The following is a 20,044-nucleotide window of genomic DNA, read 5'->3' on the forward strand; positions in this document are numbered from 1 at the left end:
GTTCGCCGGCAAGGCCGGCTCCTACGCCGATTACGGCCTGCAACACCCGTAGGAGCCAGCCTTGCTGGCGAACCAGGCGACGCGGTGGATGGCACCGGCTGCGCCGGTGTTCGCCGGCAAGCCGGCTCCTACGCCGATTACGGCCTGCAACACCCGTAGGAGCCAGCCTTGCTGGCGAACCCAGGCGACGCGGTGGATGGCACCGGCTGCGCCGGTGTTCGCCGGCAAGCCGGCTCCTCCGCCGATTACGGCCTGCAACACCCGTAGGAGCCAGCCTTGCTGGCGAACCAGGCGACGCGGTACATGGCACCGGCTACAGATCGAACCTATCCAGCTCCATGACTTTCACCCAGGCGGCGACAAAGTCCTTGGCGAATTTCTGCCCGCCGTCACTGCTGCCGTAGACCTCGCTGATGGCCCGCAACTGGGCGTGGGAGCCGAACACCAGATCGACCCGGCTGGCGGTCCACTTCAGCTGCCCGGTCTTGCGCTCGCGGCCCTCGAAGGTTTCGTTGTCCGCCGAGGTCGGCCGCCACTCCACGCCCATGTCCAGCAGGTTGCGGAAGAAGTCGTTGCTGAGCACCCCGACCTTGTCGGTGAACACGCCCTCCTTGCTGGCGCCATGGTTGGCGCCCAGCACCCGCAGACCACCGATCAGCACCACCAGCTCAGGCGCGGTCAGGGTCAACAACTGGGCCTTGTCCAGCAGCAGTTTCTCGGCCTTGACGCTGTAGCGCGCCTTGCTGAAGTTACGGAAACCGTCAGCCAGGGGTTCGAGCACGGCGAACGACTCGACATCGGTCTGCTCCTGCGAAGCATCCACCCGCCCCGGACGGAACGGCACGCCAAGGTCATGCCCGGCATCCTTGGCGGCTTTTTCCACCGCCGCGCTACCGGCCAGGACGATCAGGTCGGCCAGCGATACCTTGTTGCCACCCTCGGCGCGGATTTTTTCCAACGCCGTGAGCACCTTGTCCACGCCCTGGTTCGCGGCCCAGCCCTTTTGCGGCGCCAGGCGCAGGCGCGCGCCATTGGCCCCGCCGCGCTTGTCGGAACCGCGGAAGGTCGAGGCCGAGGCCCAGGCGGTGGACACCAGTTCCGCCACGCTCAGCCCCGCGGCCAGCACCTTGGCCTTCAACGCGGCGATGTCGGCCTCGCTAGGCTGCGGGCCGGCCTTGGGCAGCGGGTCTTGCCAGAGCAGTTCCTCGTTGGGCAGTTCCGGGCCGAGGTAGCGCGCCAACGGGCCCATGTCGCGGTGGATCAGCTTGTACCAGGCACGGGCGAAAGCGTCGGCCAGTTGCTCGGGGTTGTCCTTGAAGCGGCGGGCGATGGGTTCGTAGATCGGGTCGAAGCGCAGCGCCAGGTCGGAGGTGAGCATGGCCGGGGCATGGCGCTTGCTCGCATCGAAGGCGTCGGGTATCTGCCCGGCACCGGCCTCCGCCTTGGGCCGCCACTGATGGGCGCCGGCCGGGCTCTTGGTCAGCTCCCAGTCGAAATTGAACAGGTTCTGCAGGTATTCATTGCTCCAGCGCGTCGGCGTGGAAGTCCAGATCACTTCCAGGCCGCTGGTGATGGCATCGGCGCCCACGCCGCTACGCAATGCGTTTTTCCAGCCCAGACCCTGCTGCTCCAGGCCCGCGGCCTCCGGTTCGGCACCGACGTTGTCGGCGGGGCCTGCGCCGTGGGTCTTGCCAAAAGCGTGGCCACCGGCGATCAGCGCCACGGTTTCTTCGTCGTTCATGGCCATGCGGCCGAAGGTGTCACGGATGTCCTTGGCTGAAGCGACCGGGTCTGGGGTGCCGTCCGGGCCTTCCGGGTTCACGTAGATCAGGCCCATTTGCACCGCCGCCAGCGGATTCTCGAGGTTGCGCTCGCCGGCCAGGTTGCGGCTCTGCTCCTCGGGGCGCTTGGCAGGCTCGGCCACCAGGTCGCCCTGGCCGGCCGTCTCGGCCTTGCCATAGCGGGTGTCACCGCCCAGCCAGACCTTCTCCGAGCCCCAGTACACGTCCTCGTCCGGCTCCCACACGTCGGCACGCCCGCCGGAATAGCCGAACGTCTTGAAGCCCATGGACTCCAGGGCGACGTTGCCGGTGAGCACGATCAGGTCGGCCCAGGAGATCTTGTTGCCGTACTTCTGCTTGATCGGCCACAGCAGGCGCCGGGCCTTGTCCAGGCTGACGTTGTCGGGCCAGCTGTTGAGCGGGGCGAAGCGCTGCTGGCCAGAGCCTGCGCCGCCGCGCCCATCGCCGATACGGTAGGTGCCGGCGCTGTGCCAGGCCATGCGGATGAACAACGGGCCGTAGTGGCCGAAGTCGGCGGGCCACCAGTCCTGGGAGTCGGTCATCAAGGCGTTCAGGTCTCGTTTCAGGGCCTGGAAGTCGAGGCTCTTGAACGCCTTGGCGTAGTCGAAGCCCGGGTCCATGGGGTCGGACCTGGACGAATGCTGGTGGAGGATCTTCAGGTTGAGCTGGTCAGGCCACCAGTCACGGTTGCTGGTGCCGCCACCGGCGGTTTGATGGAACGGGCATTTCGATTCGTTGGCCATCTGCGTCTACCTTTGGGTCGGGTCTGTCCAGATTTCCGGGCGTTATTGTCGTTGCGCTGCCAGGTCTTGGAGCGGCCACGGCCAAGGCGTGAACCTGCTCCTCATCAGGGTTGGCCGGCGGCGCCAGGCGCTTGAGCGCAGCGGCTTTTCGCGGGACCAGCACAAAGACTAGCCGAGCCTGCCCAGAGGTCTAATAGACGCGCTGTTGCACAGCGATAGCCCGGCTCTTTCGCACACGGCAAACAGGCAATCGTCAACCGGGTTGCGCCGCACCGGCCGGCCAGGCTTGCCGTGGGGGCCAGCCTTGCTGGCGAACAGCCGCTCAGGCCACCACAGCTTGCAGGCGCTGCCACAACCGTTGCACATGCTCGCGCTCGGTCGGCAGCGCCCCGACCGACACCCGCACCATCCAGGCACCGTTCAACGTCGCCGGGGTGACGTAGGCCTCGCCCGATGCATTCAAGCGCTCAGCCCAGGCGCGGGTATGGCTATCCAACGCCTCACCGTCGACACCGGCTGGGCGATGACGAATACACAGGGTCTGCAGTTGCACCGGCGCCAGCAGCTCCCAATCGCCACTCGCCTCGACCTGCTCGGCCAGCCAGCGAGCATTGTCCAGGTCGCGCCGCAGGCGCTGCTGCAAGGCCTCGACGCCCTCGCTGCGCAGCATGAACCACAGTTTCAACGCACGGAACCGACGCCCCAGCGGGATGCCCCAGTCGCGCAGGTTCTTCACCTCGCCATCGACCGCCGATTGCAGGTAGCTGGGGTTGGTGCTCATCACCCGGATCAGGTGCTGTGGATCGCGCACGTAGTAGATCGAGCAATCGAACGCCACGCCCAGCCATTTGTGGGCATTGACCACCACCGAGTCGGCCAGCTCGATACCGTCCCACATCCAGCGGCATTCCGGGAGGATCATCGCGGAACCGGCCATGGCCGAATCCACATGCAGCCACAGCTGGTTGGCCTGGGCGACTTCACCGATCGCGCGCATCGGGTCCAATGCCGTGGTAGTGGTGGTACCGGTGGTGGCGACCACCGCGCAGGGCTGGTTGCCGGCGACCAGGTCCTGGGCGATGGCCGCCTCCAGCGCCTCGGGACGCATGGCAAACTGCTCGTCGGTGGCGATCAGGCGGATGTTGTCACGGCCAAAGCCCGCCAGCAGCGCCGCCTTGTCCACCGAGCTGTGGGCGTGGGCGCTGACGTAGACCACCAACGGCTTGCCCTGGCCCTGCAGGCCGCCACGCACCTGGGCATGGTCGGTGGCGCGCTCGCGGGCGCAGATCAGCGCCACCAGGGTGCTGGTCGAGGCGGTGTCCTGGATCACCCCGCTCCACTGGTCGCTGAGGCCCAGCAACTGGCGCAGCCAGTCGAGGGTGGTCTCCTCCAGCTCGCTCAGGGCCGGGCTGGACTGCCAGGACAGGCCGAGCACGCCCAGGCCGGTGCTGAGGAAGTCGCCCAGCACCGAGGACAGGGTGCCGTTGGAGGGGAAGTAGCCGTAGAAATCCGGGTGCTGCCAGTGCGACAGGCCGGGCATCACCAGCTTGTCGACGTCGGCGAGGATGGCCTCGAACGCCTCGCCCTGCTGTGGCGCGCCTGGCGGCAAGGCGGCCTTGAGGTAGCCGGGCTGGACCTGGGCCATGACCGGGCGCTCGCCGACGGTCTGGCGGTAGTCGGCGATCAGGTCGATCAGTTGGTGGCCGTACTGGCGGAATTGTTCGGGGGTCATATGCGCTCCTGGGCGGTGTCCGGTGCCCGCAGTCTAGGCGCCAGCCGGCTGGCGAATAACCCCGCTTCGCGCATAGCTGCTATGGCAAAGGCGCATGCCCGCCCTGCACACCGAACTGCGACTGGCGCCACACCTCGAACACCCGGTTGCGCAACCAGCGGTGCTCGGCCGACGCTTGCAGACGCTGGTGCCAGACCACCCAGTAGCGCTGGGTATGGCCGACGAAACCCAGTGGCCGCCAAGCCAGATGGTGCAGGCGCGCCAACTGCACGGCGATGTGCTCGGGCACCGTGGCCAGGGCCTGGCCATTGCCAATCACCTGCACCATGGCGCTGAAGAACGGCACCTGCAGGCTGATGCGCCGCTGCAGCCCCTGGGCGCGCAGGTGGCGATCGATGAAGCTGTCCTTGTCGCCGCCCCCGGATACCCGCACATGCTTGAAGGCCAGGTAGTCGTCCTGGCTCAGCGCGGCGCGCGCGCTCAACGGATGGTCATGGCGCATCAGGCACACCGCCCGGTCCTCGCCCAGCAGCCGGCCATGCAGGTTGGGCGGCGACTCGTCGAACAGCGTGGTGGCCAGGTCGATCTCGCCGCTGGCCAGCAAGGCGTACTGCCCGGCCTGCCAGGTGCGGTACTCCAGCGATACCCCCGGCGCCTCCTGCTCCAAGGCTTTCACCAGCTGCGGCAGCATGTGTTCGGCCACGTAGTCCGAGGCCGCCAGGCAGAAGCGGCGCTCGCAGCGCGCCGGGTCGAACGCCGCGGGCTGGCGCAGGGCGTTGAGCTCCTCCAGCACTTGGCGCAACGGTTCGACCAGCGCCTCGGCATGTTCGCTGAGCACATAGCCGCGGCCCTGGCGGACCAGCAACGGATCGGCGAAGGCCTCGCGCAGGCTGGCCAGTTGACGGCTCAGGGCCGACTGGCTGCACTCCAGGCGCTCGGCAGCGTGACTGAGGTTCTTCAGTTGCAGCAGGCAGTCGAGGGTGCGCAGGTGGGCGAGGCTGAGGGAGGCGAAGGTCGGGTGCATGGCCTAGGTCCGCAAATGATCGCGGGGCAAGCCCGCTCCCACAGACGCGCTGGGAGCGGGCTTGCCCCGCGAGGATGACGCGCGAATCAGTCGCTCAGGCCGACATAGACGTTCTGCACGTCATCGTTGTCGTCGATCGCCTCGAGGAAGGCCTCGACCTCGGCCAGGGCTTCGGCGCTCAGGCTGGCAGCGCTCACCGGGTTCTTCGGGGTGTAGCCGATCTTCGCCGAGGTGACGGTGAAGCCATGCTCGGGCAGGGCCTTCTGCACCGCGTCCAGGTCGGTGGTGTCGGTGATGAACAGGGTCGAGCCCTCTTCCGCGCCGGCTTCGAAGTCCTGGGCACCGGCCTCGATGGCTGCCATTTCCGCGTCGGCGTCGCCTTCCGGGGTGGCCTCGATCAGGCCGACATGGTTGAAGTCCCAGGCCACCGAGCCGCTGGCACCCAGCTGGCCCTTGCGGAACAGCACGCGGATCTGCGCCACGGTACGGTTGACGTTGTCGGTCAGGCACTCGACGATCAGCGGCACCTGGTGCGGGGCGAAGCCTTCGTAGCTGACCGCATGGTACTGCACGGCCTCGCCGTCCAGGCCGGCGCCTTTCTTGATGGCGCGTTCCAGGGTCTCACGGGTCATCGAGGCTTTCTTGGCCTGGACGATGGCCAGGCGCAGGCGCGGGTTCATGTCTGGATCGGCGCCAGACTTGGCGGCGATCTGGATCTCCTTGGCCAGCTTGCCCATGATCTTGCCTTTGGCGTTGGCCGCCGTTTCTCTATGCTTGGCTTTCCACTGTGCGCCCATATCGACTCTCTTTGTTTCAGCGGCCGGTTCAGGAAGCGACCGGCCAAAAAGTGGGGAGAGTTTATACGCCCTGCGCACCGGGTTCGACAAGAAATCGCACAACCCGCGCCCACCGGGGATGGCTCAGCCCTTGTCCGCCTTCCCCGCCGCCGCAGCGAACTTCGCCAGGCGCACGTCCAGCCGGCGCGGCCGCACGCCGCGGTCCTCGGCGCGCTCCTTGCGGCGGATGGCATTGCGCACCAGCAACGACCCCAGGTAGCGGATCGGCTCCGGCGGGAACTGCCCTAATGGTCCGGTGACCAGCGGCGAGCGGGTCCAGGAATTGTCCAGCCCCAGCGCCAGCGACGCGAGGATCTGCCCGCCCATGTGGCACGGCCCTACCCCGCTGCCCGAATAGCCAAAACCATAAAACACGTTGCCCTGGCCATCGAGCCGGCCAAAGAACGGCAAGCCGGTCACCGAGCGATCCGACGGCCCGTTCCAGCTCGCCGCCAGCGGCACCTCGGCCAGCGCGGGGAAGAACCCGGCCAGGCTTTCACGCAGCAGCGGCTGGTACGGCGATGGCTGGTCGAACACCGGCAGCATGCGCCCGCCGTAGGCGAAGGTGTTGCCACCCTTGCCAAGCATCAGCCGGCCATCGGAGGTGTTGTGGTAGTAGTGCACGAAGATCCGCGAGTCGAGCACGCTGACGCCGCTGTCCAGGCCAATCCGGCGCAGCAGCTCGGGGCACGGCTCGGTGATCACCATGTCGCTGGAGACGATCGCCACACTGCGCTCGAACTGCGGGAACGCCCGTGCCATCCAGGCGTTGAGGCCGAGCACCACGCGGTCGGCGCGAACGCTGCCGGCACGGGTGCGCACCCGCACCGGCGCACCATGCTCCAGGCCGGTCATCGCCGAGCTCTCGTGGATGCGCACGCCGCGCTGCAAGGCCACCCGCCGCAGCCCGCGTACCAGCAGCCCCGGCTGCAGCGTCGCCGCGGCCGGCGAATACCAGCCCTCCCGATGCCGTTCGGAGCCGGTCAGGCGCTGCACCTGCTCCAGCGCCAGGCGCCGGAACGAGTTGATGCCCTGTTGCTCCAGCGCGGCGATCACCGCGTCGGTGCCCCCGAGCTGGGCCTGGTTGGTGGCGGTGTAGAGGGTGCCGTCCATGCGGTAGTCGCAGCCGATGCCGTGGGCCGCGCAGAACTCGCCGATCGCAGCGATGCTGCGCTCGGACTCGCGCACCAGGCGCACCGCCTCGGCCACCCCGAACAGCCGCTCGAGGGTGAAGTACTTGGCCGACCAGGACAGCGCGCAGCCACCATTGCGCCCGCTGGCCCCGGCACCGCAGATGTCCGCCTCGAGCAGCAGCACCTCCAACTGCGGCGCCTGTTCCTTGATCATCAGCGCGGTCCACAGGCCGGTGTAGCCACCGCCGACGATGCACACATCGCAGCGCACCTCACCGGCAAGCGGCGGGCATGGCGCCTGGTCTTCCTGGTCCAGGGCCTGTTGCAGCCAGAAGGGTCTCATCGGTTTGGCTTTCCTTTAAGTACGCAATGGCTTGATTACCATGCCCGTGTTGGGGGCCACGTCGTTGGCCTGGGGCGTGCTGGCCGGGCGGCTGTTCCAGTGCGGCAGCAGCACCAGGGCAGAGAACAGCGCGGTGCCGGCGAAGATGATGAACACCGTGACGCTGTCGAAGTAGCCCGGCAGCAGGCCGCCGAGCACCGCGCCCACCGAGCCGCAGCCGTTGACGAAGCCGGCGGCGGTGGCACCGGCCTTGGCCGTGCCGAAGTCGATGGCGGCGGCGCCGCTGATCATCGAGTCCGGGCCATACAGGGTCAGGCCCATGACGAACAGCAGGGCCACCACCAGCAGCACGCTGGCGCTGTGCATCGCCGCCATGAAACCGGCCAGGGTCAAGGTGAGCAGCACCAGGCTGATCACGCAGGCCGGCATGCGCCGGGCACCGAACAGCTTGTCCGAAGCCAGGCCGATGAGGATCGGGCCAAGCAGCCCGGCCAGTTCGAAAGCCGTGGGGATGATCGCCGCGCCGACCTTGCCCACCGAGGGCATCTGCTCGAAGACGATCACCGGCCCCCACAGCAGGATGGCGTAGCGCGCCGGCTTGAGCATGAAGTAGGCCAGGCCCAGGGTCAGCACCGTGCGGTTGCGCAGGATCTCGCGCAGCGGTGCCCAGACACTGCACAGGTTCGCCCCTGGAGCCATGCTCTGTGGCTCGGGCTCCACCGCCGGCAGGCCGACGTCCTCGGGCTTGTTGCGCTGGAAGATGAAGAACAGCACCGCCACCACGGCGACCACCACGGCGCTGGAGAAAAACGCCGCATGCCAGCTGCCGACCAGGGTGTAGGCCCACCAGCCGGCGAATGGCGAGGCGACCAGGCCGCCGAAGGCGTAGCACGAACTCCACAGCCCCAGTACCCGTCCACGCTGCGAGGCCGGGAAGAAACTGCCGATGTTCTTGCACAGCCCGGCCCAACCGGTGGACTGCGCCAGCCCCTGGACCAGCATGCAGGTGGCGAAGATCGGGAAGGTGGCGTAACTGCCCATCACCACCGCCGCCGCCGCCGAGATCAGCAGCCCGCCCAGCACCACCACCCGTGGCCCGAAGCGGTCGGCGAGCATGCCCCAGGTGAACTGGCCAACCGCGTAGGCGGCCAGGTAGATCGCGTCGAGGTTGGCCATGGCGGCCTTGTCCAGCATGAAGCCAGGGTCTTCGGCGATGCCCAGCTTGGCCACCGAAAAAGCCTTGCGAGTGAAGTAGAAGGCGGCGTACGCCAGCCAGGTGATGGCGAAGATCTGCATGCGCCAGCGTTTGATGGCGCCCAGGGATTGATTCATATGACTCTGACCTCTTGCTTGAGTGTGCCGGCAGAATGTGAAGAAACGCCTGTCTTGTTGTTGTGTTGCGCACTGCGTGACGGAGGGACGTCACTTGGTCAGATGGCGGGGTGCCGCCATGGCCGACAGGCCGCTGCTCGTGGCAGAGGCGTCGGGTTGAAACACATGGAAACAGCTGCTGACTGATAAATAAAATCGATTTATCGTATTTCACACATAAGCCGAACTTCTAATCGGAGCACTCGATGTCGGTCTCGCACGCTCAACTCAAGGCCTTTCACGCCGTTGCCGAACAGGGCAGCTTCACCCGTGCGGCGCAAAAGCTGTTCCTCACCCAGCCGGCGGTGTCCGACCAGGTGCGCAAGCTCGAGGAACGCTTCGGGGTGTTGCTGTTCCACCGCAACAAGCGTTCGGTGCAACTGACCGACCTGGGCGAGCGCCTGCTGGGGGTGACCCAACGCCTGTTCGCCTGCGAGACCGAGGCTGTGGAGTTGCTGCAGGACTCCCGGGCCTTGCACACCGGCAGCCTGACCTTGGCGGTGGATGCGCCGGTACATGTGCTGCCGCAGGTGGCGCGGTTCTGCCAGCGCTACCCGGGGATCCAGGTGAAGATCGAGACGGGCAACACCGATGAATCGCTGGCGCGGTTGTTCAGCTACCAGGCCGACCTGGCGCTGCTCGGGCGTGATGTCGATGACGAACGGCTGCACTGCGTGCCCATCCGGCGCGACCCGATGGTGGCGTTCGTCTCGCACCAGCATCCCTGGGCCAGCCGCGGCTCGATCAACCTGGCGGACCTGGACGACACGCCGTTGGTGCTGCGCGAGCCGGGGTCGGTGACGCGCCAGACCCTGGAAGAGGAAATGCAGCGAGCAGGGTTGCGGATTCGACCGGCGATCCAGGTCGAAGGCCGTGAAGCCGCGCGCGAGGCGGTGGTGGTGGGGATCGGCGTGGGGGTGGTCTCGGCGGCGGAGTTCGGGGCCGATGCGCGGGTGTGCGCGTTGCCGATTGTCGATTGCCAGCGGCATTTGACCGAAACGCTGGTTTGCCTGAGGGAGCAGCGGATGCGCCGGGTGGTGGCGACGTTTCTGGAGATGGTTTGAGAGGGTGGGCCCTCACCAAGACATGGCCCTTACCACCTCTACCGACACGATCATTGCAGCGACGCAAAGACCCGACTGCGTCGTTAAATATTATTGACCTAACCGCCTGCCAAACCCTTGCCGGCAAAGGCCCCGCCAGCCCCCAGCCCCCGAAAACCGCCGCCTTGGCGCCCCGCCACTCGTTTGACATATCGAACGGCTCTGGCAAGCTATGAGCCAGGCCCCGACCGACATCGCCCGCCAGGCGAGCCGGCAGTGCTCGGGGCTTCAGGCAGCACTCAAGGCCCCGGCCGTGCGCCTGCACAACAACGATAGGCATGACCTGTCCCAAGGTGACATATGTCCAACAGCAACATTGGCAACAAGCAACCTTCCCTGCGCAAACCCATCGTCCTGATGACCATGGGCAGCCAAGAGCGCAAAGGCCATGACTATCAGGTCATGACCCACAAATACATCACCCCGCTGGTCGATTTCGCAGGTTGCGTCCCAGTCCTGGTGCCCACCTGCTGCGGCGTCGAAGACCTCCAGACCTACCTCGACATGGCCGACGGCGTGTACCTGACCGGTGCCGGCAGCAATATCGACCCGGCCCTGTACGGCCAGGAAAACCAGACCCCAGGCAAAGGCCAGGACCAGAACCGCGACCTGTTCGACATTCCCCTGGTCAAGGCCGCGATCAAGCGCGGCCTGCCGATCTTCGGCATCTGCCGCGGCATGCAGGAAATCAACGTGGCCCTGGGCGGCGACATCTACCAGAAGGTCTACGCCGAGCCTGGCTTCAATGACCACCGGGAAAACCCCGAAGATCCGGTCGAGGTGCAATACGCCCAGGTGCATGGCGTGAAGATCAAGCCAGGCAGCTGGCTGCGCGAAACCCTGGGCAGCGACGAGATCCGCGTCAACTCGCTGCATGGTCAGGGCCTGCGCAACCTGGGTACCGGCATCGAGCCGATCGCACACGCCGAAGACGGCCTGGTCGAAGCCATCCACGCCCCGAGCCTGTCGCCCTTCCTGTTCGCGGTGCAGTGGCACCCAGAGTGGCAGGCAGCGAACAACCCTGACTCGATCAAGATGTTCCAGGCCTTTGGCGACGCCTGCCGCGCCCAGGTGCGCAAGTCCCAGGTCAAGCAGCACCAGGCTGCCTGAGCCAGTGAAGCTTCGTTAGCTTTGATCGCGGGGCGGCGCAAGGCCGCCCCCGTTTGCCACGGTCACCCTCTGCTGGTCCCAGAACACATCCCGTGGCAGACGGGCGGCGGGCTTGTGCCTGTCTCCGCGATCCTTTTTCCCGCATAAGACATACGACAACACCATTGGTTGGCCTCGCACCCTGTTCGCGCCGGACGTATCGCCCCCCTGTAGGAGCGGCCTTGTGTCGCGAAAGGGCCGCAGAGCGGCCCCGGCGATCTTGGCGTCCAGGCGTGAATCCTGGGGCCGCTGCGCAGCCCTTTCGCGACACAAGGCCGCTCCTACAGTGACCGGGGAAACTTCCCCTGCGCAAATTTCCTGATGCAGAGGGCTAGTCATGCCGGTAGTTGTACGATAACTTACCTCTAACCTTGGTTCCCCTCCCTCCAAGCGCCACAGGATGCCTACAACAATGAATCCACAAGAACTGCAATCCATCCTCTCCCACGGCCTGCTGTCGTTCCCCGTCACCGACTTCGACGCGGCCGGCGACTTCAACCCCGCCGGCTACATCAAGCGCCTGGAATGGCTCGCCCCCTACGGCGCCAGCGCGCTGTTCGCCGCCGGTGGCACCGGCGAGTTCTTCTCCCTGGCCGCCAGCGAGTACAGCCAGGTGATCAAGACCGCGGTCGACACCTGCGCCAGCTCGGTGCCGATCCTCGCCGGGGTCGGCGGCGCGACCCGCCAGGCCATCGAGTACGCCAAAGAGGCCGAGCGCCTGGGGGCCAAGGGCCTGCTGCTGCTGCCCCACTACCTCACCGAAGCCAGCCAGGACGGTGTCGCCGCCCATGTCGAGGCGGTGTGCAAGGCGGTCAAAATCGGCGTGGTGGTGTACAACCGCAACGTCTGCCGGCTCAACGCCGACCTGCTCGAACAGCTCGCCGAGCGTTGCCCCAACCTGATCGGCTACAAGGATGGCCTGGGTGATATCGAACTGATGGTGTCGATTCGTCGGCGCCTGGGCGAGCGCTTCAGCTACCTGGGTGGCTTGCCCACCGCCGAGGTGTATGCTGCGGCGTACAAGGCCCTGGGCGTGCCGGTGTACTCCTCGGCGGTGTTCAACTTCGTCCCCAGGACCGCGATGGACTTCTACCACGCCATCGCCCGCGACGACCACGCCACCGTGGCTCGCTTGATCGACGACTTCTTCCTGCCGTACCTGGACATCCGCAACCGCAAGGCCGGCTACGCCGTGAGCATCGTCAAGGCCGGGGCCAGGCTCGCTGGCTACGACGCAGGCCCGGTGCGCACGCCACTGACCGACCTGAGCGCGCAGGAGTACCAAATGCTCGCCGCGCTGATGGACAAGATGGGCCCGCAAACCCTGTAACACGGCCCGGGGCGCTTGCCGTACAGCGCCCCGGCCACGCGCCCTGCCCAGGCGCACCACACCCCAACGCCCCGCACAAAAATAACTAGTGGGAGTAACCAGCATGCAAGCGACGAAAAAGACGCATGTACGCTACCTGATCCTGTTGATGCTGTTCCTGGTGACCACCATCAACTACGCCGACCGCGCCACCATCGCCATCGCCGGCTCCAGCCTGCAGAAGGACCTGGGCATCGACGCGGTCACCCTCGGCTACATCTTCTCCGCCTTCGGCTGGGCCTACGTGGCCGGGCAGATCCCCGGCGGCTGGCTGCTCGACCGCTTCGGCTCGAAGAACGTCTACGCCTTCAGCATCTTCACCTGGTCGCTGTTCACCCTGCTGCAGGGCTTCGTCGGCGGCATGCCGGTGGCCTGGGCAGTGGTCACGCTGTTCGCCCTGCGCTTTCTGGTCGGCTTCGCCGAGGCGCCGTCGTTCCCCGGCAACGCCCGGATCGTCGCCGCCTGGTTCCCCACCCAGGAACGCGGCACCGCCTCGGCGATCTTCAACTCGGCGCAGTACTTCGCCACCGCGCTGTTCGCCCCGATCATGGGCTGGATCGTCTTCAGCTTTGGCTGGGAACACGTGTTCATCGTCATGGGCGCGTTGGGCATCCTGTTCTCGATGGTATGGCTCAAGACCCTCTACAACCCGCGCCAGCACCCGCGCATCAGCCCCGCCGAACTCGACCACATCGAACGCAACGGCGGCCTGGTGGACATGGACCAGAAGCGCGGCAACGACGGCCCGAAATGGGGCTACATCAAGCAGTTGCTGACCAGCCGCATGCTGCTGGGCGTCTACCTGGGCCAGTACTGCATCAACGCCATCACCTACTTCTTCCTCACCTGGTTCCCGGTGTACCTGGTGCAGGAGCGCGGCATGACCATCCTCAAGGCCGGCTTCATCGCCTCGCTGCCGGCGGTGTGCGGCTTCATCGGCGGCGTGCTCGGCGGCGTGCTGTCGGACTGGCTGCTGCGCCGTGGCAATTCGCTGACCTTCTCGCGCAAGCTGCCGATCGTCTGCGGCCTGCTGCTGTCCACCACCATGGTGTTCTGCAACTACGTCGAGGCCGAGTGGATGGTGGTCGGCTTCATGACCCTGGCGTTCTTCGGCAAGGGCATCGGCGCCCTGGGCTGGGCGGTGGTCGCCGACACCTCGCCCAAGCAGATCGCCGGCCTGTCGGGCGGGCTGTTCAACACCTTCGGCAACATCGCCTCGATCACCACGCCGATCGTCATCGGCTACATCATCAGCGCCACCGGCTCGTTCAAATGGGCCTTGGTGTATGTGGGCGCCAACGCCCTGGTGGCCGTGTTCAGCTACCTGGTGATCGTCGGGCCGATCAAGCGCATCGAGCTCAAGGAACCGCCCAAGGGTGAACCTGCGCCCCGCGCCGAACTGGCACGCCAGTAAGCCAAGCACAGCCGCGCCCCTTGCCGGGCGCGGCTCACAGAACCAAGCCTGAACGTAACGACAAGAAGGGCCTGACCATGCAGTTGATCGAACATTCCGCCTCGCCCCGCTATGTGCGCCTGCACGACGACGACAACGTCGTGGTGGTGGTCAATGACGGCGGCCTGGGCGAAGGCGCCCGCTTCGCCGACGGCCTGACCCTGGTCGAAGGCGTGCCGCAGAGCCACAAGGTGGCCACCCTCGATATCCAGCGTGGGCAACCGGTGCGCCGCTACGGCCAGGTCATCGGCTACGCCTTGCAGGACCTGCGCCAGGGCAGCTGGGTCAAGGAAGATCAACTACAGATGCCGGCCGCCCCCGCGCTCGACAGCCTGCCGCGCTGCAACGCCGTGCCTGCCGCCCTGCCGCCGCTGGAGGGGCTCAGCTTCGAGGGCTACCGCAACGCCGACGGTACCGTCGGCACCCGCAACATCCTGGGCATCACCACCACCGTGCAATGCGTGACCGGCGTGCTCGACCACGCGGTCAAGCGCATTCGCGAGGAACTGCTGCCCAAGTATCCCAACGTCGACGACGTGGTCGCCCTCACCCATAGCTACGGCTGCGGCGTGGCGATCAATGCCCGCGACGCCTACATCCCGATCCGCACCGTGCGCAACCTGGCGCGCAACCCCAACCTCGGCGGCGAGGCACTGGTGATCAGCCTGGGCTGCGAAAAGCTCCAGGCCGGCCAGGTGATGCACGCGGGCGACCCCTCGGTAGACCTGGCCGAGCCCTGGCTGTACCGCCTGCAGGACGCCTCGCTGGGCTTCGTCGAGATGATCGAGCAGATCATGGCCCTGGCTGAAACCCGCCTGAAAAAGCTCGACCAGCGCCGCCGCCAGACTGTACCGGCCAGCGAGCTGATCCTCGGCATGCAGTGCGGCGGCAGCGATGCCTTCTCGGGCATCACCGCCAACCCGGCGCTGGGCTATGCCGCCGACCTGCTGGTGCGCGCCGGGGCCACGGTATTGTTCTCGGAAGTCACCGAAGTGCGCGATGCCATCTACATGCTTACCGCCCGCGCCGAAACCCCGGCAGTGGCCCAGGCGCTGGTACGCGAGATGGACTGGTACGACCGCTACCTGCAGCAAGGCGCCGCCGACCGCAGCGCCAATACCACCCCAGGCAACAAGAAAGGCGGCTTGTCGAACATCGTCGAGAAGGCCCTGGGCTCGATCGTCAAGTCCGGCAGTGGCGCCATCCAGGGCGTGCTCGGCCCGGGCGAGCGGGTGACGCGCAAGGGCCTGATCTTCTGCGCCACGCCGGCCAGCGACTTCGTCTGCGGCACCTTGCAGCTGGCCGCCGGGATGAACCTGCACGTGTTCACCACCGGCCGTGGCACCCCCTATGGCCTGGCCATGGCGCCGGTGGTCAAGGTGTGTACCCGCAGCGAACTGGCGCAGCGCTGGCCGGACCTGATCGACATCGACGCCGGGCGCATCGCCAGCGGCCGGGCGAGCATCGAGGAACTGGGCTGGGAGCTGCTGCGCTACTACCTCGACGTGGCCAGCGGCCGCCAACGGACCTGGGCCGAAAAACACCGGCTGCACAACGACATCACCTTGTTCAATCCAGCCCCCATTACCTGACGCCTTGCCCCTGCAGGAGCCGGCCTTGCCGGCGAACAGCGCCGCCAACCAAGCTGGCGCCTTCGCCGGCAAGGCCGGCTCCTACAGGCTTATTCCCTCGACAGGAGCATGTCTGATGCCTGAAATCCTCGGCCACAACTTCATCGCCGGCGCGCGCAGCGCCGCCGGCCCGCAACGCCTGCAAAGCCTCGATGCCAGCAGCGGCGAAGCCTTGCCCTACAGCTTCGCCCAGGCCACCGAAGGCGAAGTCGACCGCGCCGCGCGCGCCGCCGCCGACGCCTTCGGCGCCTATCGCCAATTGTCGCCGCTGCGCCGTGCCGAATTCCTCGAGGCCATCGCCGCCGAACTGGATGAGCTCGACGACCATTTCATCGCCATCGTCTGCCGCGAAACCGCCCTGCCCAGCGCCCGCATCCAGGGCGAACGCGGGCGCACCAGCGGGCAGATGCGCCTGTTCGCCCAGGTGCTGCGCCGCGGCGACTTCCTTGGCGCGCGCATCGACCTGGCGCTGCCCGAGCGCCAGCCACTGCCGCGGGTGGATATCCGCCAGATGCGCATCGGCGTGGGCCCGGTGGCGGTATTCGGCGCCAGCAACTTCCCCCTGGCGTTCTCCACCGCCGGAGGCGACACCGCCGCCGCCCTGGCCGCCGGCTGCCCGGTGGTGTTCAAGGCCCACAGCGGCCATATGGCCAGCGCCGACCTGGTCGCCTGCGCGATCCTGCGCGCCGCCGAGCGCACAGGCATGCCCAAGGGCGTGTTCAACATGGTCTTCGGCGGCGGGGTCGGCGAGTGGCTGGTCAAGCATCCGGCCATCCAGGCGGTCGGCTTCACCGGCTCGCTCAAGGGCGGCGATGCCTTGTGCCGCATGGCCGCCGAGCGAGCGCAGCCGATCCCGGTGTTCGCCGAAATGTCGAGCATCAACCCGGTGATCGTCCTGCCGGGGGCCCTGGCCAAGCGCGGCAGCGCCATCGCCCAGGAACTGGCAGGCTCGGTGTGCCTGGGTGGCGGTCAGTTCTGCACCAACCCGGGGATGGTCATCGGCCTGCGCTCGCAGGGCTTCAGCCAACTGCTGGACGCGCTCGGCCAACACCTGCAGCAACAGCCCGGGCAAACCCTGCTCAATGTCGGCGGCCTGCGCAGCTACAGCGCCGGCCTGGAACACCTGCAGGCGCATGCCGGCATCGCGCACCTGGCCGGCCAGCCACAAGCCGGCCAGCAGGCCCGCGCCCAGCTGTTCAAGGCTGATGCGCGGCTGCTGGTGGAATCCGATCCGCTGCTGCAGGAAGAAGTGTTCGGCCCTGCCACCGTGGCCGTCGAGGTCGCCGACCAGGATCAGTTGCGCGCCGCCCTGCTCGGCTTGCGCGGCCAGCTCACCGCCACGCTGATCGGCGAGCCGGACGACCTGCAGGCCTTCGCCTGGCTGGTGCCGTTGCTGGAGGAAAAGGTCGGACGCATCCTGGTCAACGGCTACCCGACCGGCGTCGAGGTGTGCGAGGCCATGGTCCATGGCGGGCCTTACCCGGCCACCTCCGATGCCCGCGGCACCTCGGTGGGCACCCTGGCGATCGACCGCTTCCTGCGGCCGGTGTGCTACCAGAACTACCCGCAGGCGCTGTTGCCCGAGGCCCTGCGTGACGGCAACCCGCTGGGCCTGCGGCGCTTGGTCAATGGCCAGTGGCGCGAGGGGGCGATCTGAACGCCCACTCGAGCGCGCCAACCCGGGCCCCGTAGGCGCCAGCCTTGCTGGCGCACCCGGCAACCGGGTGGCTGGCCGGCAACAGGGCTGGGCGATCGGCTACCGGACCCGAGCCGGCACAACGTGCATCAACCCTCTTGCGCCTCGGCCTCGGCATGGGCCTGGCGCAGCCGCTCGCGGCTGTTGCTCAGGTGCATGCGCATGGCCATCTTCGCCCCTTCGCTGTCACCCCGGGCGATGGCTTCGTAGATCGCCTCGTGCTCGTGCATCAACCGACTCATGTAATGGGCCTGGTCGTCATGGGCCAGGCGCGCCGAGTTGAGCCGGGTCCGCGGGATGATGCTGGTGCCCAGGTGATGGAGGATGTCGGCGAAGTAGTGATTGCCGCTGGCCTGGGCGATGCACAGGTGGAACTGGAAGTCCGCCGACACCGCGTCCGAGGCATGGGCCGCGCCTTCGTTGAGCTCGTCCAAAGCCGCGCGCATGCCCGCCAGTTGCTCGTCGCTGCGGCGCTGAGCGGCCAGGCCCGCGGACTCGATCTCCAGGGCAATGCGCAACTCCAGCACCGCCAGCACCTCGCGCAGGGTGACGATGGTCGCCGGGTCGATGCGAAAGCCTGCACCGCTCGGCGTGTCCAGCACGAAAGTGCCGATGCCGTGGCGGGTCTCCACCTGGCCGGCGGCCTGCAGCCGCGAGATGGCTTCGCGCACCACGGTGCGGCTGACCCCTTCCTCGGCCATGATCTGCGATTCGGTCGGCAGCTTGTCACCGCGCTTGAGCTGGCCGCTGCGAATGCGCTCGGTCAGCACCGTGACCAGTTCCTGCGCCAGGCTGCGTGGTTTGCGCCGGGTCCGTGCCTGTTGCTGCTGCTCTGTCATGCCCTGTGCATCTGGTTGCGAAAGACAGGCGTGATGATAGCGCAAGCAGTTGTACGATCACATACATCGTCGAGGGTTTTCACAGGCCTTGACGCACGCTGGATGGCGACTGCCCCAGCACTTGCCGATAGCGGCTCGAGAACGCGCTGGGGCTGTCGTAGCCCAGGTCCAGGGCGATCGCGGTCACCGCATCGCCCGCCGCCAAGCGGGTCACCGCGGCCATCAGGCAGGCCTGCTGGCGCCACTGGCCAAACGCCAGCCCGGTCTGCTCGCGAAAGCGCCGGCTGAAGGTCCGCGGGCTCATGTTCAGCGCCCTCGCCCATGCCTCGGGGCGCACGGTGATGCTGGGCTTGGCCAGCAACGCCTGGCACAAGCGCGCCAGCGCCGGCTCCGCCGGCATCGGCGCGAACAGCGGCAGGCGCCGGGCGCTGCCCAGTTCGAGCAAGATCAAGTCGAGCAGCAGGCCATCGCGCCCCTGGGTCTGGTAGAGCGCCGGTACCTCGGCACTGGCCAACAACAACTGGTGCAGCAAGGGCCCCACCTGCAACGCCTCGCAGGCGCTCCCCGCGCGCGGTCGCGCTGCTGGCTCGATGTACAGGCTGCGCGTGCTGGCCCCGCGCATGCGCACTTGGTGCGGCTTGCCCGGCGGGATCCACACCCCGCTGTAGGGCGGTATGACCCAGGCACCGTCGTCGGTCTGCACCTCCATCAAACCGCTCATGGCATACAGAAACTGCGCGCGACGATGGGCATGCCGTGGCAACAAGGTGTCGGGCGGGTAGTCGGTGGCGATGGCCAGTACCGCACGCGGGGTGGCATCGACGTCGGACAACGGGATATTGCGCATCGCGATGGACTCTGGCTGAAAACCGATGATTATTGGCCAATTCACGAGAGCGGGCCAGCCTGGCCCCCGCGTACGCTGGCAGCCCGCCCTCTGTGAAAGGTCCCCGCCATGTTCTATCCCCTGCTCGGCCTGTTCGGCCTGTGCGCCGGCGTCACCACCCTGCTGTTCGGCTTCGGCGGCGGTTTTTTCGCCGTGCCGCTGCTTTATGCACTGCTGCTGGCCAGCCACGGCGCTGGCTCCAGCGTGGCCGCGCACGCCATGCAGATGGCCGTGGCCACCTCAGCCACGGTGATGATCTTCAGCAGCGCCCTGGCTACCTGGCGCCATCATCGCGCTGGCAGCCTGCGCTGGGACCTGGTGCGGCCACTCGCACCGGCCATCGCCCTGGGTGCGCTGCTGGGGGCCTGGGCCGCGCTGTACGTGACCAGCGCCTGGTTGCGCTGGCTGTTCATCGCTTACCTGGCGCTGAGCCTGCTCGATGCCTGGTTGCGTCCCGGCTTCGTCCGCGCCGGACGCCGGCCGCTAAGTGAGTTGAGCCGCACTGGCGCGCGCCTCGCCGGCCTGCCCATCGGTGCGCTAGCCGCCCTGCTGGGCGTGGGCGGCAGCGTGATGACCGTACCATTGATGCGCCGCCGCGGCGCCAGCATGCGCACCGCCACGGCCATGGCCAATCCGTTGTCGTTGCCCATGGCGCTGGCGGCGACGCTGGTGTATGCGCTGGTGCCAGCGGCCAGCCTCGATCTTGGGGCGGGCGTGCTGGGCTTCGTCGACCTGCGCGCCGCGTTGGCGATGACTGTCGGTGCCTGGCTTGGCATGCACCTGGCAGCGCCGCTGCTTGGGCGGATTTCCGATACGGCGCACGCCCGGGCCTACCTGGGGTTGTTGGCGGGGGTGCTGCTGGTGATGCTGGGTATGGGGTGAGCGCCTGGAGGCCTCACGCAAGCGCACAACGCCCCTGACAGCAAAGTGCTGG

The 20,044-nt window shown here is 67.3% G+C and carries 14 protein-coding genes and 1 pseudogene; 7 read left to right on the forward strand and 8 right to left on the reverse strand.

Annotated elements, in window-relative coordinates; genetic code table 11:
* Positions 1–313: 313 nt before the first annotated feature.
* From katG to NJG22_RS19985, 6 genes and pseudogenes are all read right to left on the reverse strand, one after another.
* On the reverse strand, positions 314–2,545 hold the full coding sequence (gene katG, locus NJG22_RS19960) for a catalase/peroxidase HPI (protein ID WP_253096996.1): 2,232 nt from the start codon (positions 2,543–2,545) through the stop codon (positions 314–316).
* Positions 2,546–2,867: 322 nt separating this feature from the next.
* Positions 2,868–4,277 carry a DOPA decarboxylase gene (locus NJG22_RS19965; RefSeq protein ID WP_253097013.1) on the reverse strand — a complete coding sequence of 470 codons (1,410 nt, stop codon included), beginning with the start codon at positions 4,275–4,277 and terminating at the stop codon, positions 2,868–2,870.
* Positions 4,278–4,356: 79 nt separating this feature from the next.
* Complete coding sequence (locus NJG22_RS19970; protein ID WP_253097016.1) at positions 4,357–5,301, reverse strand: LysR family transcriptional regulator; 945 nt, start codon at positions 5,299–5,301, stop codon at positions 4,357–4,359.
* 86 nt (positions 5,302–5,387) lie between these two features.
* A complete protein-coding gene (locus tag NJG22_RS19975) occupies positions 5,388–6,098 on the reverse strand; it encodes a YebC/PmpR family DNA-binding transcriptional regulator (RefSeq protein WP_253097019.1) in 711 nt (236 codons plus the stop codon).
* Between the two features lie 123 nt (positions 6,099–6,221).
* A complete protein-coding gene (locus NJG22_RS19980; protein WP_253097021.1) occupies positions 6,222–7,613 on the reverse strand; it encodes an FAD-dependent oxidoreductase in 1,392 nt (463 codons plus the stop codon).
* Between the two features lie 81 nt (positions 7,614–7,694).
* Positions 7,695–8,945: pseudogene (locus tag NJG22_RS19985) on the reverse strand (MFS transporter); the annotation flags it as partial.
* Between the two features lie 245 nt (positions 8,946–9,190).
* Between NJG22_RS19985 and NJG22_RS19990 the strand changes: the two are divergent.
* From NJG22_RS19990 to NJG22_RS20015, 6 genes are all read left to right on the forward strand, one after another.
* Positions 9,191–10,048, forward strand: coding sequence for a LysR substrate-binding domain-containing protein (locus NJG22_RS19990; protein ID WP_217847685.1), 858 nt, complete (start codon positions 9,191–9,193; stop codon positions 10,046–10,048).
* Positions 10,049–10,387: 339 nt separating this feature from the next.
* Positions 10,388–11,197, forward strand: a complete 810-nt coding sequence (locus NJG22_RS19995) for a type 1 glutamine amidotransferase (RefSeq protein WP_253097026.1) — start codon at positions 10,388–10,390, stop codon at positions 11,195–11,197.
* A 451-nt stretch (positions 11,198–11,648) separates the two neighbouring features.
* Positions 11,649–12,566, forward strand: coding sequence for a 5-dehydro-4-deoxyglucarate dehydratase (gene kdgD, locus NJG22_RS20000; protein ID WP_217847683.1), 918 nt, complete (start codon positions 11,649–11,651; stop codon positions 12,564–12,566).
* Between the two features lie 103 nt (positions 12,567–12,669).
* Positions 12,670–14,019 carry an MFS transporter gene (locus NJG22_RS20005; protein ID WP_217847682.1) on the forward strand — a complete coding sequence of 450 codons (1,350 nt, stop codon included), beginning with the start codon at positions 12,670–12,672 and terminating at the stop codon, positions 14,017–14,019.
* A gap of 77 nt (positions 14,020–14,096) precedes the next feature.
* Complete coding sequence (gene garD, locus NJG22_RS20010) at positions 14,097–15,650, forward strand: galactarate dehydratase (RefSeq protein WP_253097028.1); 1,554 nt, start codon at positions 14,097–14,099, stop codon at positions 15,648–15,650.
* 115 nt (positions 15,651–15,765) lie between these two features.
* Complete coding sequence (locus NJG22_RS20015) at positions 15,766–17,346, forward strand: aldehyde dehydrogenase (NADP(+)) (RefSeq protein WP_253097031.1); 1,581 nt, start codon at positions 15,766–15,768, stop codon at positions 17,344–17,346.
* Positions 17,347–17,474: 128 nt separating this feature from the next.
* Here the strand turns inward: NJG22_RS20015 and NJG22_RS20020 are convergent, their stop codons facing one another.
* A complete protein-coding gene (locus NJG22_RS20020; protein WP_217847679.1) occupies positions 17,475–18,224 on the reverse strand; it encodes a FadR/GntR family transcriptional regulator in 750 nt (249 codons plus the stop codon).
* A 79-nt stretch (positions 18,225–18,303) separates the two neighbouring features.
* A complete protein-coding gene (locus NJG22_RS20025) occupies positions 18,304–19,071 on the reverse strand; it encodes a helix-turn-helix transcriptional regulator (protein ID WP_253097033.1) in 768 nt (255 codons plus the stop codon).
* 108 nt (positions 19,072–19,179) lie between these two features.
* On the opposite strand from NJG22_RS20025, the gene NJG22_RS20030 reads away from it, so the two are divergent.
* Complete coding sequence (locus NJG22_RS20030) at positions 19,180–19,992, forward strand: sulfite exporter TauE/SafE family protein (RefSeq protein WP_253097034.1); 813 nt, start codon at positions 19,180–19,182, stop codon at positions 19,990–19,992.
* Positions 19,993–20,044: the final 52 nt, after the last annotated feature.

The organism is Pseudomonas sp. VA159-2 (assembly GCF_024126635.1).
In the GTDB taxonomy this organism is placed as follows: Bacteria; Pseudomonadota; Gammaproteobacteria; order Pseudomonadales; family Pseudomonadaceae; genus Aquipseudomonas; species Aquipseudomonas muyukensis.

Coding starts and splice junctions, on each gene's coding strand:
- katG (WP_253096996.1), bottom strand. CDS start 2,545: ATGGCCAACGAATCGAAATGCCCGTTCCATCAAACCGCCGGTGGCGGC.
- NJG22_RS19965 (WP_253097013.1), bottom strand. CDS start 4,277: ATGACCCCCGAACAATTCCGCCAGTACGGCCACCAACTGATCGACCTG.
- NJG22_RS19970 (WP_253097016.1), bottom strand. CDS start 5,301: ATGCACCCGACCTTCGCCTCCCTCAGCCTCGCCCACCTGCGCACCCTC.
- NJG22_RS19975 (WP_253097019.1), bottom strand. CDS start 6,098: ATGGGCGCACAGTGGAAAGCCAAGCATAGAGAAACGGCGGCCAACGCC.
- NJG22_RS19980 (WP_253097021.1), bottom strand. CDS start 7,613: ATGAGACCCTTCTGGCTGCAACAGGCCCTGGACCAGGAAGACCAGGCG.
- NJG22_RS19990 (WP_217847685.1), top strand. CDS start 9,191: ATGTCGGTCTCGCACGCTCAACTCAAGGCCTTTCACGCCGTTGCCGAA.
- NJG22_RS19995 (WP_253097026.1), top strand. CDS start 10,388: ATGTCCAACAGCAACATTGGCAACAAGCAACCTTCCCTGCGCAAACCC.
- kdgD (WP_217847683.1), top strand. CDS start 11,649: ATGAATCCACAAGAACTGCAATCCATCCTCTCCCACGGCCTGCTGTCG.
- NJG22_RS20005 (WP_217847682.1), top strand. CDS start 12,670: ATGCAAGCGACGAAAAAGACGCATGTACGCTACCTGATCCTGTTGATG.
- garD (WP_253097028.1), top strand. CDS start 14,097: ATGCAGTTGATCGAACATTCCGCCTCGCCCCGCTATGTGCGCCTGCAC.
- NJG22_RS20015 (WP_253097031.1), top strand. CDS start 15,766: ATGCCTGAAATCCTCGGCCACAACTTCATCGCCGGCGCGCGCAGCGCC.
- NJG22_RS20020 (WP_217847679.1), bottom strand. CDS start 18,224: ATGACAGAGCAGCAGCAACAGGCACGGACCCGGCGCAAACCACGCAGC.
- NJG22_RS20025 (WP_253097033.1), bottom strand. CDS start 19,071: ATGCGCAATATCCCGTTGTCCGACGTCGATGCCACCCCGCGTGCGGTA.
- NJG22_RS20030 (WP_253097034.1), top strand. CDS start 19,180: ATGTTCTATCCCCTGCTCGGCCTGTTCGGCCTGTGCGCCGGCGTCACC.